We start from the raw sequence: 12250 nt of genomic DNA on the forward strand, positions 1-12250 counted from the left end.
AAGGAAAGTCATGTCAAAAGAACAGAAGATTCGTATTCGCCTAAAGGCGGTTGATAGTCGGCTAATCGACGTGGCATCAGCTGAAATTGTCGATACCGCGAAACAAACCGGCGCTATTGTATGTGGGCCAGTGCCATTGCCGACCTCGATTCAGCGCTTTGATATTTTGCGTTCGCCTCATGTCAATAAAACTTCACGCGATCAACTTGAAATTCGTACACATCTGCGTCTGATTGACATTGTTGATCCGACGGACAAGACAGTTGATGCTTTAATGAGACTTGATCTATCGGCAGGTGTGGATGTCGAGATCAAATTGCAGTAAACAAGACAATCTTTATTGCGGGAAGCGGAAGGCCCAGTTATAATTGAGGGCTTTTCGCGCTTTTGCGTAAATTATTGAGTTCGTTGTGATTAGTTGAGCACAGCGAGCATCGGTTTAATTATCAAGCGATTTAATCCTGGCCAATCGTAGCTGGGAATGGAGAAAATAATGAGCCTTGGACTTTTGGGTCGCAAGGTTGCGATGACGCGTATCTTTACACCGGAAGGCGTTTCAATTCCGGTGACAGTGGTAAACGTATCAAGCAACCGCGTGACACAGATCAAGACCGTTGCATCTGACGGTTATACCGCCGTGCAACTCGCATTTGGCGAGCGCCGCGCTACGCGTGTGACTAAGCCTTTGCAAGGACACTTTGCTAAAGCAGGTGTCGAAGCTGGCCAGTTCCTACAAGAATTTCGTACTGATGAAACTCAAGCCACGGCTTTGTCTATTGGCAAAGTACTCGGTACCGAGTTATTTGAAGTCGGACAAAAAATCGATGTATGCGGACGCTCGATTGGTAAGGGCTATGCGGGCACGATCAAACGCTACAATTTTAGCTCGGGTCGAGCATCCCATGGTAATTCACGCTCACATAACGTGCCGGGCTCAATCGGGATGGCGCAAGATCCAGGTCGTGTCTTTCCAGGTAAGCGTATGACCGGACATATGGGGGACCGCAGGGTTACCACGCAGAATCTAGAGATTGTGCGGATTGATGTAGAGCGTCAATTATTGTTTGTAAACGGCGCAATTCCGGGGGCAAAGGAAGGCTTCGTGGCGATCACGCCAGCGGTTAAGTCACCTGCCCAAAAAGGAGCAAAATAATGGAAATTAAGCTCCTTAATGAAGTCGGTCAGGACGCAGTTGGCATCAATGCATCTGATTCAGTATTTGGCCGTGCCTACAATGAGGCTTTGATTCATCAGGTCGTTGTAGCGTATCAAGCCAATGCGCGCAGTGGTAATCGGGCGCAAAAAGATCGTGAGCAAGTTAAGCACTCGACTAGAAAACCGTGGCGTCAAAAAGGCACAGGCCGGGCGCGCGCGGGGATGACCTCGAGTCCACTGTGGCGTGGGGGTGGTCGTATTTTCCCTAATTCGCCAGAAGAAAACTTCACGCATAAAGTCAATAAAAAGATGTTTCGTGCTGGGCTTTGCTCAATCTTCTCGCAGTTGGTCCGTGAGGGTCGACTCTCGTTAGTTGAGGAGATCACGCTCGAAGCGCCAAAGACAAAATTGCTTGCTCGTAAATTTCAGTCGATGGGCCTTGAATCAGTGTTAGTGATTACTGATAATGTAGATGAAAATCTGTATCTTGCGTCGCGCAACTTGCCTAATGTGGCGATTGTTGAGCCGCGTTATGCCGATCCATTATCGTTGATCCATTTCAAGAACATCTTGGTTACCAAAGCCGGGCTCGCCCAGATTGAGGAGTTGTTGTCATGATCGACGCCCGTAAAAATGACCATCGTTTACTGAAAATCTTGATTGAACCTCGGGTTTCCGAGAAAGCGACGCAAGTTGCTGACAAGAATAATCAGAACGTGTTTGTAGTGACGCCTGATTCGACTAAGCAAGAAGTTAAAGCCGCGGTTGAATTGATGTTTAAGGTTGAAGTGGCTTCCGTGCAAATTTTGAATCAAAAAGGTAAAGTTAAGCGTTCTGGCCGCATCAGCGGACGCCGTAAGACTGTGAAAAAAGCCTATGTGTGTCTGAAGCCAGGACATGAAATTAATTTTGAAGCGGAGGCCAGATAATCATGGCACTCGTTAAAGTCAAACCGACTTCACCCGGTCGCCGGGGAATGATTAAGGTGGTGAATAAGGATTTGCATAAAGGCAAACCTCATGCGCCACTCTTAGAAAAACAAAGCAATACTGCGGGCCGTAATCATAACGGTCATATCACTACGCGTCATCGCGGTGGTGGTCATAAGCAGCACTATCGGATGGTCGATTTTTGCCGTAACAAAGATGATATACCAGCAAAAGTTGAGCAATTGGAATATGACCCAAATCGTAGTGCAAACATTGCCTTGTTGTGTTATGCCGATGGTGAGCGGCGCTACATTATTGCACCGAAAGGTCTGGCAGTAGGCCATCAGCTCTTATCGGGTGCGCAAGCGCCGATTCGTGCGGGCAATACGTTGCCGATTCGCAATATTCCGGTCGGGACCACGATTCATTGTATCGAAATGCAGCCAGGCAAAGGTGCGCAGATTGCTCGTTCAGCGGGTGCTTCAGCGATGCTATTGGCGCGTGAAGGCAGTTACGCACAAGTTCGTTTGCGCTCTGGCGAGATTCGCCGCGTGCATATCGAATGCCGTGCGACTGTCGGCGAAGTGGGCAATGAAGAGCATGGTCTGCGTCAAATTGGTAAAGCAGGTGCTGCCCGTTGGCGCGGTATTCGTCCGACCGTACGTGGTGTGGCAATGAACCCGGTAGATCACCCGCATGGCGGGGGTGAGGGCAAAACTGCTGCTGGTCGTCATCCAGTGAGTCCAACAGGTGTCCCAACTAAGGGCTATCGGACTCGTCGCAATAAACGCACGACCAATATGATCGTGCAGCGTCGCAATAAACGTTAAGAGAGTGTAGATAAATGGCACGTTCTATCAAAAAAGGCCCGTATTGTGAGGCCCACTTGCGGCGAAAGGTTGATGCGGCTATCGCTACACGCGACCGCAAACCAATCAAAACTTGGTCACGCCGGTCGACAATTCTGCCGGATTTTATCAGTTTGACCATTGCGGTGCATAATGGCCGTCAACATATTCCGGTTTATATTTCGGAAAATATGGTCGGCCATAAACTCGGCGAATTTGCCTTGACCCGCACATTCAAAGGTCATGCAGCCGATAAAAAGGCTAAGAGATAAGGGGCAAGAAGATGGTAGCCAAAGCAATTCACCGCGGCGCCCGGATTTCGGCGCAAAAAACACGTTTAGTCGCAGATCAGATTCGCGGCCTAGCAGTTGGTAAAGCCTTAGATTTATTGGCTTTTTCGCCAAAGCAAAAGCCTGCAGGCATTATTAAGAAAGTCGTCCAATCGGCAATCGCAAACGCAGAGCATAATGTGGGCGTGGATATTGACGAGTTAAAGGTGACTAGCATTTATGTCGATAAAGCGACTTCGTTAAAACGTATTATTGCGCGCGCCAAAGGGCGTAGTAATCCGCTCGAAAAGCAATCCTGTCACATCACCGTGACGGTTGGAAATTAAAGGGCCACACACGATGGGACAGAAAATACATCCGACCGGCTTTCGGCTGGCCGTTCGTCGCAACTGGGTTTCGCGTTGGTACGCGAGTAATACTCAGTTTGCAAATATGTTGAAAGAAGACATTAGTGTTCGAGAGTATTTGAAGAAAAAACTCAAGAATGCGTCTGTCGGCAAGGTAATCATTGAGCGACCTGCGAAAAACGCGCGCATTACCATTCACAGTTCGCGTCCAGGTATTGTGATCGGTAAAAAGGGCGAGGATATTGAGCTCCTGAAGGCTGAATTGCAACGCCGCATGGGCGTGCCGGTGCATGTCAATATCGAAGAAATTCGCAAGCCGGAAATCGATGCGCAATTAATTGCAGATTCGATCTCGCAACAGCTTGAACGCCGGATTATGTTTCGCCGTGCAATGAAGCGTGCGATGCAAAATGCGATGCGTCTTGGCGCTCAAGGCATCAAGATCATGAGTTCCGGCCGGTTAAATGGAATCGAAATTGCGCGTACGGAGTGGTATCGTGAAGGTCGTGTGCCATTACATACATTGCGTGCTGATATCGATTACGCAACGTCCGAAGCGCAGACAACTTATGGCATTATTGGCATTAAGGTCTGGGTTTATAAAGGCGATATAGTAGGCCGTAACGAAGCGCCGGTTGTCGATGAAGCACCTGAAGAAAAACGGGGGCGCCGTAATTCCCGTCCGGGCGAACGCCGCGGTCGTGGTGACGGTGGCGATAAGCCGGGCCGTTGGGCGGGTTCGCGTCGTGCGGGAGCTGCCAAATCTGATGGCGATGCCAAGATTGGAGAATAAAGATGTTGCAACCAAAACGCAGAAAATACCGTAAAGAGCAAAAAGGTCGCAATACCGGTGTGGCGACTCGCGGCAACGCCGTATCATTTGGCGAATTTGGCTTAAAAGCAATTGGCCGTGGTCGCCTGACAGCACGTCAAATTGAGTCTGCGCGTCGTGCGATGACTCGTCATATTAAACGTGGTGGCCGGATTTGGATTCGTATTTTTCCGGATAAACCGATTTCCCAAAAACCGGCTGAAGTCCGGATGGGTAATGGTAAAGGGAATCCGGAATATTACGTGGCCGAGATTCAGCCAGGTAAGATGTTGTATGAAATGGATGGTGTAGACGAAGTGTTGGCGCGGGCGGCATTTCGCCTGGCAGCGGCAAAACTGCCAATGAAGACAGCATTTGTCGCGCGCCAGATTAGCGCTTGATGGAGAGATGAATGAAAGCCTCAGAATTCCGAGTAAAAGACCGGACTGAATTGCATAAAGAGTTGTCTGATTTGCTTAAAGCATGTTTTAGCGTGCGTTTGCAATTGGCAACTCAGCAATTAAGTAACAACAGTCTATTAAAGAAAATACGGCGTGATATTGCGCGCGTGCATACTGTATTGACCGAAAAGGCAAGCCAAAAATGAACGATGTTAAAACTTCGCTCAAGCGAACGCTGATCGGTAGAGTTGTCAGCAATAAAATGGATAAAACCGTGACGGTCCTTATCGAGCGTCGTGTCAAGCATCCACTTTATGGTAAATATGTTGTGCGCTCAAAGAAATATCATGCGCATGATGAAGTTAATACTTACAATGAAGGTGATCTTGTTGAAATTCAAGAAACACGGCCGCTTTCAAAGACAAAGGCTTGGACGGTATCTCGTCTAATGGAGGCTGTGCGGGTTGTTTGAGTGGGTGGATGTTAAAATTGTAACGAATAGATTGCAATTTTCGGATAATTTGCTATAATCCTCTGCTCTGCTTTTAACGGACATTTATGTCCTTGTTCCTAACCCAAGCGGCCTAAGGTCGGCGGGGCCAAAACTGACCGGAAAGCGCTGTTGAGCTTTTGCTGATAATTGGCGCAGCCGGATTAAGTTGGAAAAGAGAAATTATGATTCAGAACGAAACTCGGCTTCAAATCGCAGATAACACAGGTGCACGTGAAGCGTTGTGTATTAAAGTGTTGGGCGGTTCAAAGCGTCGTTACGCGAATATCGGTGACGTCATTAAAGTGACAGTCAAAGAAGCGATGCCGCGTGGGCGCGTGAAAAAAGGTGAAATATTTAATGCCGTGGTGGTACGCACTAGAAAAGGTATGCGCCGCCCGGATGGTTCGCTGATTAAGTTTGACGGCAATGCAATAGTATTGCTCAATGCTAAACTCGAGCCAATTGGTACTCGTATTTTTGGGCCTGTTACGCGTGAATTGCGCGAACATTTCATGAAGATCGTGTCACTTGCTCCAGAAGTGCTGTAAGGGATTGCATCAAAATGAAGACAATTCGTAAAGGTGATGAAGTGATTGCGATCACCGGTAAAGATAAAGGCAAACGCGGCGTTGTGCTAGCAGTTGCAGGCGATCGAATCACGGTTGAGGGTTTGAATTTGGTTAAGAAGCATGTCAAACCAAACCCAATGAAAGGAACGCCAGGTGGCGTGGAAAGCAAAGTCATGCCGATCAATCGGTCAAATGTGGCTTTGGTTGACGCGAACGGTAAACCATCGCGTGTGGGTATCAAAGTCGAGAATGGTGAGAATGTTCGCTTTCTAAAAACGACCGGTGCAGTACTTAGCGCTTGACGGAGTGATTAAATAAATGGCTCGTTTGCAAGAATTTTATAAACAGAAAGCAGTTCCCGAACTGATGCAAAAGTTCGGTTACAAATCTGTTATGGAAGTGCCCCGTTTTACCAAAATCACCTTGAATATGGGTGTGGGTGAAGCGGTTGCTGATAAAAAAGTGATTGAACACGCAGTGGGTGACCTTACGAAGATTGCCGGCCAAAAGCCAGTGATCACCGTAGCACGCAAAGCAATTGCGGGCTTCAAAATTCGTGAAGGCTATCCAGTAGGTGTGATGGTTACGTTGCGTGGCCGTATGATGTTTGAATTTTTAGATCGTTTGGTGAATTTAGCATTGCCACGCGTTCGAGATTTTCGCGGCGTATCTGGCCGTGCATTTGACGGCCGTGGCAATTACAACCTCGGGGTCAAGGAGCAAATTATTTTTCCTGAAATTGAATACGATAAAATTGATGCGTTGCGTGGGTTAAATATCAGTATTAACACCACCGCGAAAAATGACGAAGAAGCGAAGGCATTGCTTGCTTGCTTCAAGTTTCCGTTCAAGAACTGAGGTTGCCGTGGCTAAAGTAGCATTAATTGAACGTGAAAAAAAACGTGCGCATTTAGCGCAAAAATACGCTGCTCAGCGTACTGCTCTTAAAGCGATCATCGATGATTCAAAAAAATCAGATGAAGATCGTTATGCAGCACGCTTGCAGTTACAGCAGTTGCCGCGTAATGCGAATCCAACCCGTAAGCGTAATCGCTGCGCATTGACTGGTCGTCCGCGTGGCACTTTTCGCAAATTTGGTCTTGCCCGTGGCAAGATCCGTGAAATCGCCTTCCGTGGTGAAATTCCGGGTCTGACAAAAGCGAGCTGGTGAGGGAGTAATATAAATGAGCATGAGTGATCCTATCGCCGATATGCTGACTCGCGTTCGCAATGCGCAGATGGTCAACAAAGTATCTGTTGCGATGCCGTCTTCTAAAATTAAAGTTGCGATTGCGCAAGTATTGCGGGACGAAGGCTATATCGAAGATTTTTCGGTTAAAGCAGAGGGTGGTAAAGCAGAGCTGCAGGTTGGGCTAAAGTATTATGCAGGCCGCCCAGTTATTGAACGTATAGAACGTGTTTCACGTCCAGGTTGTCCTGTGTATAAAGGGCGCCACGCTATTCCTCAAGTCATGAATGGCCTTGGGGTGGCGATTGTCTCCACCACTCAAGGTGTGATGACAGATCGTAAAGCGCGTGCGGCTGGAGTCGGCGGCGAAATTCTTTGTTACGTCGAATAATTTTTGAGGCCGCCGCTAAGGAGAAACAAGGATGTCTCGAGTAGGTAAGAGCCCCGTTGAATTGCCAGCGGGCGTAGATGTGTCACTAGATAGTGGCATGATCACGAGCAAAGGGCCATTGGGTTCAATGTCGCTAGCTGAGAATCAGTTAGTTAAGATTCATCAGGCTAATGGCAAGATAACATTCGAGCCAGCTAATGATAGTAGCGAAGCGAATGCTATGTCGGGTACGATGCGCGCGCTTGTTGCCAATATGGTACTGGGTGTGTCGCGGGGATTTGAGCGTAAGCTCAATTTGGTCGGCGTTGGTTATCGTGCGCAAGCTCAAGGCGATAAATTGAATTTATCAGTGGGTTATTCGCATCCGGTTGTGCACCAAATGCCAGAAGGCATTAAAGTGGAAACGCCAGTTCAGACTGAGATCCTGATTAAAGGGATCGACAAACAGAAAGTCGGACAGGTTGCTGCAGAGGTGCGTGCTTATCGTCCACCTGAGCCATATAAAGGCAAAGGTGTGCGTTATGCTGATGAGGTTGTGATCCTCAAAGAAACCAAGAAAAAATAAGGTTGCTCGTTATGGATAAAAAACAATCTCGTATACGCCGTGCCCGTCCGACGCGAAGCAAAATTGCTGAGTTAAAGGTTCATCGGCTAGCGGTTCATCGCACCAATACGCACATTTATGCGCAAGTATTCTCGCCATGCGGGACCCAAATACTAGCCAGTGCGTCAACGGTTGAAGCAGAAGTGCGTCAACAGCTGGCAGACCAAAGTGGTAAGGGTGCTAATGTCGCCGCGGCTACAGTCATTGGTCAGCGGATTGCGCAAAAAGCTAAGGTGGCTGGTATTGAAACCGTTGCCTTTGATCGTTCGGGTTTTCGCTATCACGGCCGTGTTAAAGCACTCGCCGAAGCTGCGCGTGAAGCTGGCCTCAAGTTTTAAGGAAAAGATTCGTCATGGCAAAAATGCAAGCGAAAGCTCAGCTTGAAGAACGCGACGATGGCCTTCGCGAAAAGATGGTCTCCGTCAAACGCGTCACTAAAGTCGTTAAAGGCGGTCGTATTTTAGGCTTTGCTGTTCTAACCGTGGTTGGCGATGGCGATGGGCGCATTGGTATGGGCAAAGGCAAGGCAAAAGAAGTGCCTGTTGCTGTCCAAAAAGCCATGGAACAGGCCCGTCGCAATATGTTTAAAGTCCAGTTGCATAATGGTACTTTGCAGCATGAGGTGCCGGGTAAACATGGTGCCACTACCGTTTTGATGGCTCCTGCCAAAGAAGGTACGGGGATTAAAAGCGGTGGCCCAATGCGTGCTGTATTTCATGTGGTGGGTGTACGTAATGTGATGGCTAAAATTTACGGCTCTACCAATTCGTACAATGTCGTGCGAGCAGCGCTTGATGGTTTGCGTAAGCAGTCTACCCCAGCGAATATCGCGGCCAAGCGTGGCAAGACAATTGAACAGATTTTGAATTAAGAGACCTGCAGAGACCGTAGCAAAATGTCAAATCAAACTGTCAAAATTCAGCTCGTTAAGAGCGTGATCGGTACTCGTGAATCGCATCGTGCGACGATACGGGGGCTAGGTCTGCGTCGTATCAACTCAGTCAGTGAGTTGCAAGATACCCCCGCGGTACGCGGCATGATTAACAAGGTATCTTACCTTGTTAAAGTCGTTAGCTAAGCGAAGGCCCAAGGAGTTTTAATGGAATTGAATCAACTTAAACCTGCCGCTGGCGCCAAACATGCGAAGCGGCGTGTAGGTCGCGGCATGGGCTCTGGCATGGGTAAAACTGCCGGCCGAGGTCACAAAGGACAAAAATCGCGATCTGGCGGTTTCCATAAAGTTGGCTTTGAAGGCGGGCAAATGCCATTGCAGCGGCGTTTACCAAAACGTGGCTTCAAATCGCTGACAAAAGAATTTAACAGTCAAATTCTACTTTCTGACTTGCAAAAATTGCCAGTCGATGAGATCGACTTATTGGTCTTGAAGCAGGCTGGCTTGGTCGGTGAGATGGTGCGTAATGTCAAAGTTATTGCTACAGGTGAATTGACACGTAAAATTACGTTAAAAGGCCTGACCGCAACAGCGGGTGCGCGTCGTGCAATAGAAGCCGCGAATGGTTCGCTGGTCTAAATAAGCGCCCATTAATGAATCAATTAGTAGCATTGGCATTGGAGAGGATTTTTGGCTAAGAGCCCGAATCTTGCGAAAAACGGTAAACCAGTAGCAAAATATGGCGATCTATTTAAGCGCGCCATATTTTTATTGCTAGCGCTTGTTGTTTACCGGATTGGTGCGCATATTCCTGTGCCAGGCATTGATCCTGATCAGTTGGCTAAGCTTTTTCAGAGCCAGCAAGGCGGGATTCTGGGAATGTTCAATATGTTCTCGGGTGGAGCACTGTCGCGTTTTTCAGTGTTTGCGCTAGGGATCATGCCGTACATTTCGGCTTCGATTATTATGCAGTTGATGGCGATTATCTCGCCGCAACTAGAAGCGCTTAAGAAAGAAGGGCAAGCAGGCCAGCGTAAAATGACGCAGTACACGCGGTATTTTACTGTGGTGCTCGCTACTTTTCAGGCATTTAGTATAGCGCTTGCGCTGGAAAGCCAGGTAGGTCTCGTGCTTGACCCAAGCTTTATGTTTCGCTTGACGACCGTCGTGACTTTGCTGACGGGTACGATGTTTTTGATGTGGTTAGGCGAGCAAATTACTGAACGTGGTTTGGGTAATGGTATTTCAATTATAATCTTCGGCGGGATTGCTGCGGGTCTACCCAATGCCATCGGCGGACTGTTTGAATTGGTCCGGACTAATTCGATGAACATTATTTCCGCCTTGATTGTGATTGTGCTGATTGTTGCAGTCACCTATTTTGTTGTATTTGTTGAACGTGGTCAGCGCAAAATTTTGGTGAATTACGCCAAACGTCAGGTTGGTAACAAGCTGTATGGTGGACAAGCCTCGCATTTGCCTCTAAAGCTGAATATGGCAGGTGTTATTCCGCCGATTTTTGCCTCGTCGATTATTTTATTTCCAGCGACCATCGCAAGTTGGTTTAGTTCTGGCGCTGACTCTGGATTGCGCTGGTTGCATGATGTGGCGGCGATGTTAGCCCCCGGGCAGCCAGTTTACGTGATGTTGTATGCCTTGGCGATCGTGTTCTTTTGTTTCTTTTATACCGCATTGGTATTTAACAGCAAAGAAACAGCGGATAACCTAAAGAAAAGTGGTGCTTTTGTACCCGGTATTCGGCCAGGAGATCAAACTGCGCGCTATATCGATAAAATTCTGACGCGTCTTACACTGGCGGGTGCTGTTTACATTGTATTCGTGTGCTTATTGCCTGAATTTTTAGTATTGCGCTGGAATGTACCGTTTTATTTTGGTGGGACATCATTACTGATTATTGTTGTGGTAACGATGGATTTTATGGAGCAAGTGCGATCATATTTGATGTCGCAACAATATGAATCCTTGCTCCGTAAGGCCAATTTTAAGGGCGGCAATCTCCCGATCCGTTAAGATAAGGATCTAATAAGAGTTTTTGGGTTTAGGGGCTTATGGCCAAAGATGATGTAATTCAAATGCAAGGGGAAGTGCTTGAAAACCTTCCAAATGCCACTTTTCGAGTTAAGTTGGAAAATGGTCATATTGTATTAGGGCATATTTCTGGCAAAATGCGGATGCATTACATTCGGATTTTGCCAGGTGACAAGGTGACGGTGGAATTAACCCCTTATGATCTGTCTCGTGCACGGATTATATTTCGAGCAAAATGATTAACAAGGTATTATATGAAAGTCATGGCATCAGTTAAGTGTATTTGTCGTAATTGTAAAGTTATCAGACGCAAAGGCGTTGTGCGTGTGATTTGTAGTTCTGATCAGCGTCACAAGCAACGTCAAGGTTGATTGAGGAATAGCAATGGCTCGTATCGCTGGGGTAAATATCCCGAATCATAAGCACATCGTAATTGGACTGACAGCTATCTACGGCATTGGCCGTACGCGTGCGCTCACGATTTGTGAGCAGTCTGGCGTGTCCCTTTCGAAAAAAGTTAAAGATCTTGATGATAAAGATCTTGAAAAACTGCGTGAGCAGGTGGGCAAGTATGCCGTTGAAGGCGATTTGCGCCGTGAAGTTTCGATGAGCATCAAGCGTCTGATGGATCTTGGCTGCTATCGTGGCATGCGGCATCGCAAAGGCTTGCCAGTTAGAGGCCAGCGTACTCGCACCAATGCGCGTACTCGTAAAGGTCCACGGCGTGCTGCTGCTTCCCTCAAGAAGTAAGCATTAGATCGTTAAGTACAGCACAGGAAAATGTATGGCTAAGGCTTCAAATAATTCTGCGACACAACGTGCTCGCAAAAAAGTCAAAAGAAATATCGCGGAAGGCGTGGTGCATGTTCATGCATCATTTAATAACACGATTATTGTCTTCACCGATCGCCAAGGTAATGCTTTTGTATGGGCGACAGCAGGCGGTCAGGGTTTTAAAGGATCGCGTAAATCGACCCCATATGCTGCTCAAATTGCGGCTGAATCCGCGGGTCGGACAGCGCTTGAGTATGGCTTGAAAACGGTTGAAGTTAGAATTAAGGGTCCCGGTCCAGGCCGTGAATCCGCAGTGCGCGCGCTACATGGCCTGGGCATCAAAGTCACAGAAATTTCTGATGTGACACCGATTCCCCATAATGGTTGCCGCCCGCCAAAACGCCGTCGTATTTAAAGTAAAAATTGTATTAATCGCCATAAGCCCACCGTCTAGCTATTAAGCAGGACTAACGCGGACTCCGGTTCGCGTGACTTATTTGAAAAGGAA

The 12250-nt window shown here is 47.7% G+C and carries 26 protein-coding genes; all 26 read left to right on the plus strand.

Going from position 1 to position 12250, the window contains the following annotated elements; genetic code table 11:
• The first annotated feature begins 10 nt into the window (after positions 1 to 10).
• The 26 genes from rpsJ to rpsK all read left to right on the plus strand — a co-directional run bounded on the left by rpsJ (position 11) and on the right by rpsK (position 12157).
• A complete protein-coding gene (gene rpsJ, locus NQD60_RS01105) occupies positions 11 to 325 on the plus strand; it encodes a 30S ribosomal protein S10 (RefSeq protein ID WP_026922071.1) in 315 nt (104 codons plus the stop codon).
• 168 nt (positions 326 to 493) lie between these two features.
• Positions 494 to 1153, plus strand: coding sequence for a 50S ribosomal protein L3 (gene rplC, locus NQD60_RS01110; protein ID WP_223693284.1), 660 nt, complete (start codon positions 494 to 496; stop codon positions 1151 to 1153).
• Entirely contained in the window at positions 1153 to 1773 is a 621-nt protein-coding gene (rplD, locus tag NQD60_RS01115) for a 50S ribosomal protein L4 (protein ID WP_223693286.1), read from the plus strand. Before rplC ends, rplD begins: the two co-directional genes overlap by 1 nt.
• Positions 1770 to 2084, plus strand: a complete 315-nt coding sequence (gene rplW, locus NQD60_RS01120; protein WP_223693288.1) for a 50S ribosomal protein L23 — start codon at positions 1770 to 1772, stop codon at positions 2082 to 2084. The genes rplD and rplW overlap by 4 nt, the downstream gene beginning before the upstream one ends.
• A 2-nt stretch (positions 2085 to 2086) precedes the next feature.
• Positions 2087 to 2914: a 50S ribosomal protein L2 gene (rplB, locus tag NQD60_RS01125; RefSeq protein WP_257100725.1), complete on the plus strand. Its 828-nt coding sequence runs from the start codon at positions 2087 to 2089 to the stop codon at positions 2912 to 2914.
• 14 nt (positions 2915 to 2928) lie between these two features.
• Positions 2929 to 3204, plus strand: coding sequence for a 30S ribosomal protein S19 (gene rpsS / locus NQD60_RS01130; protein WP_223693292.1), 276 nt, complete (start codon positions 2929 to 2931; stop codon positions 3202 to 3204).
• 11 nt (positions 3205 to 3215) lie between these two features.
• Positions 3216 to 3548: a 50S ribosomal protein L22 gene (gene rplV / locus NQD60_RS01135; protein WP_223693295.1), complete on the plus strand. Its 333-nt coding sequence runs from the start codon at positions 3216 to 3218 to the stop codon at positions 3546 to 3548.
• A gap of 13 nt (positions 3549 to 3561) precedes the next feature.
• The gene (gene rpsC / locus NQD60_RS01140) at positions 3562 to 4362 is read left to right on the plus strand and encodes a 30S ribosomal protein S3 (RefSeq protein WP_257100726.1); all 801 of its coding nucleotides are present in this window, start codon (positions 3562 to 3564) and stop codon (positions 4360 to 4362) included.
• Positions 4363 to 4364: 2 nt separating this feature from the next.
• Positions 4365 to 4781, plus strand: a complete 417-nt coding sequence (gene rplP / locus NQD60_RS01145; protein ID WP_223693299.1) for a 50S ribosomal protein L16 — start codon at positions 4365 to 4367, stop codon at positions 4779 to 4781.
• 11 nt (positions 4782 to 4792) lie between these two features.
• On the plus strand, positions 4793 to 4987 hold the full coding sequence (gene rpmC / locus NQD60_RS01150; RefSeq protein WP_223693301.1) for a 50S ribosomal protein L29: 195 nt from the start codon (positions 4793 to 4795) through the stop codon (positions 4985 to 4987).
• Positions 4984 to 5253: a 30S ribosomal protein S17 gene (gene rpsQ / locus NQD60_RS01155; RefSeq protein ID WP_223693304.1), complete on the plus strand. Its 270-nt coding sequence runs from the start codon at positions 4984 to 4986 to the stop codon at positions 5251 to 5253. Before rpmC ends, rpsQ begins: the two co-directional genes overlap by 4 nt.
• Positions 5254 to 5456: 203 nt before the next feature.
• Positions 5457 to 5822, plus strand: a complete 366-nt coding sequence (gene rplN / locus NQD60_RS01160) for a 50S ribosomal protein L14 (protein ID WP_223693306.1) — start codon at positions 5457 to 5459, stop codon at positions 5820 to 5822.
• 14 nt (positions 5823 to 5836) lie between these two features.
• Positions 5837 to 6145 (plus strand): 50S ribosomal protein L24, encoded by a 309-nt coding sequence (gene rplX / locus NQD60_RS01165; protein WP_257100727.1) that lies wholly within the window; start codon positions 5837 to 5839, stop codon positions 6143 to 6145.
• Positions 6146 to 6161: 16 nt separating this feature from the next.
• Positions 6162 to 6701 (plus strand): 50S ribosomal protein L5, encoded by a 540-nt coding sequence (gene rplE, locus NQD60_RS01170; protein ID WP_223693310.1) that lies wholly within the window; start codon positions 6162 to 6164, stop codon positions 6699 to 6701.
• 7 nt (positions 6702 to 6708) lie between these two features.
• On the plus strand, positions 6709 to 7014 hold the full coding sequence (rpsN, locus tag NQD60_RS01175) for a 30S ribosomal protein S14 (RefSeq protein ID WP_257100728.1): 306 nt from the start codon (positions 6709 to 6711) through the stop codon (positions 7012 to 7014).
• A 13-nt stretch (positions 7015 to 7027) separates the two neighbouring features.
• Positions 7028 to 7423 carry a 30S ribosomal protein S8 gene (rpsH, locus tag NQD60_RS01180; RefSeq protein WP_257100729.1) on the plus strand — a complete coding sequence of 132 codons (396 nt, stop codon included), beginning with the start codon at positions 7028 to 7030 and terminating at the stop codon, positions 7421 to 7423.
• Positions 7424 to 7454: 31 nt separating this feature from the next.
• Complete coding sequence (rplF, locus tag NQD60_RS01185) at positions 7455 to 7988, plus strand: 50S ribosomal protein L6 (protein WP_257100730.1); 534 nt, start codon at positions 7455 to 7457, stop codon at positions 7986 to 7988.
• An 11-nt stretch (positions 7989 to 7999) separates the two neighbouring features.
• A complete protein-coding gene (rplR, locus tag NQD60_RS01190) occupies positions 8000 to 8365 on the plus strand; it encodes a 50S ribosomal protein L18 (RefSeq protein ID WP_257100731.1) in 366 nt (121 codons plus the stop codon).
• A 14-nt stretch (positions 8366 to 8379) separates the two neighbouring features.
• On the plus strand, positions 8380 to 8898 hold the full coding sequence (rpsE, locus tag NQD60_RS01195; protein ID WP_223693323.1) for a 30S ribosomal protein S5: 519 nt from the start codon (positions 8380 to 8382) through the stop codon (positions 8896 to 8898).
• A 24-nt stretch (positions 8899 to 8922) separates the two neighbouring features.
• A complete protein-coding gene (rpmD, locus tag NQD60_RS01200; protein WP_223693325.1) occupies positions 8923 to 9105 on the plus strand; it encodes a 50S ribosomal protein L30 in 183 nt (60 codons plus the stop codon).
• Between the two features lie 21 nt (positions 9106 to 9126).
• A complete protein-coding gene (gene rplO, locus NQD60_RS01205; RefSeq protein ID WP_223693327.1) occupies positions 9127 to 9558 on the plus strand; it encodes a 50S ribosomal protein L15 in 432 nt (143 codons plus the stop codon).
• A 51-nt stretch (positions 9559 to 9609) separates the two neighbouring features.
• Entirely contained in the window at positions 9610 to 10950 is a 1341-nt protein-coding gene (gene secY, locus NQD60_RS01210; protein WP_257100732.1) for a preprotein translocase subunit SecY, read from the plus strand.
• Between the two features lie 38 nt (positions 10951 to 10988).
• Complete coding sequence (infA, locus tag NQD60_RS01215; RefSeq protein WP_026922050.1) at positions 10989 to 11207, plus strand: translation initiation factor IF-1; 219 nt, start codon at positions 10989 to 10991, stop codon at positions 11205 to 11207.
• A 15-nt stretch (positions 11208 to 11222) separates the two neighbouring features.
• Positions 11223 to 11339 (plus strand): 50S ribosomal protein L36, encoded by a 117-nt coding sequence (rpmJ, locus tag NQD60_RS01220; protein WP_223693332.1) that lies wholly within the window; start codon positions 11223 to 11225, stop codon positions 11337 to 11339.
• A gap of 13 nt (positions 11340 to 11352) precedes the next feature.
• Complete coding sequence (gene rpsM, locus NQD60_RS01225) at positions 11353 to 11718, plus strand: 30S ribosomal protein S13 (protein ID WP_223693334.1); 366 nt, start codon at positions 11353 to 11355, stop codon at positions 11716 to 11718.
• A 34-nt stretch (positions 11719 to 11752) separates the two neighbouring features.
• The gene (gene rpsK, locus NQD60_RS01230) at positions 11753 to 12157 is read left to right on the plus strand and encodes a 30S ribosomal protein S11 (protein WP_223693336.1); all 405 of its coding nucleotides are present in this window, start codon (positions 11753 to 11755) and stop codon (positions 12155 to 12157) included.
• The last annotated feature ends 93 nt before the right edge of the window (positions 12158 to 12250 follow it).

The organism is Mycoavidus sp. SF9855 (assembly GCF_024582735.1).
In the GTDB taxonomy this organism is placed as follows: domain Bacteria; phylum Pseudomonadota; class Gammaproteobacteria; order Burkholderiales; family Burkholderiaceae; genus Mycoavidus.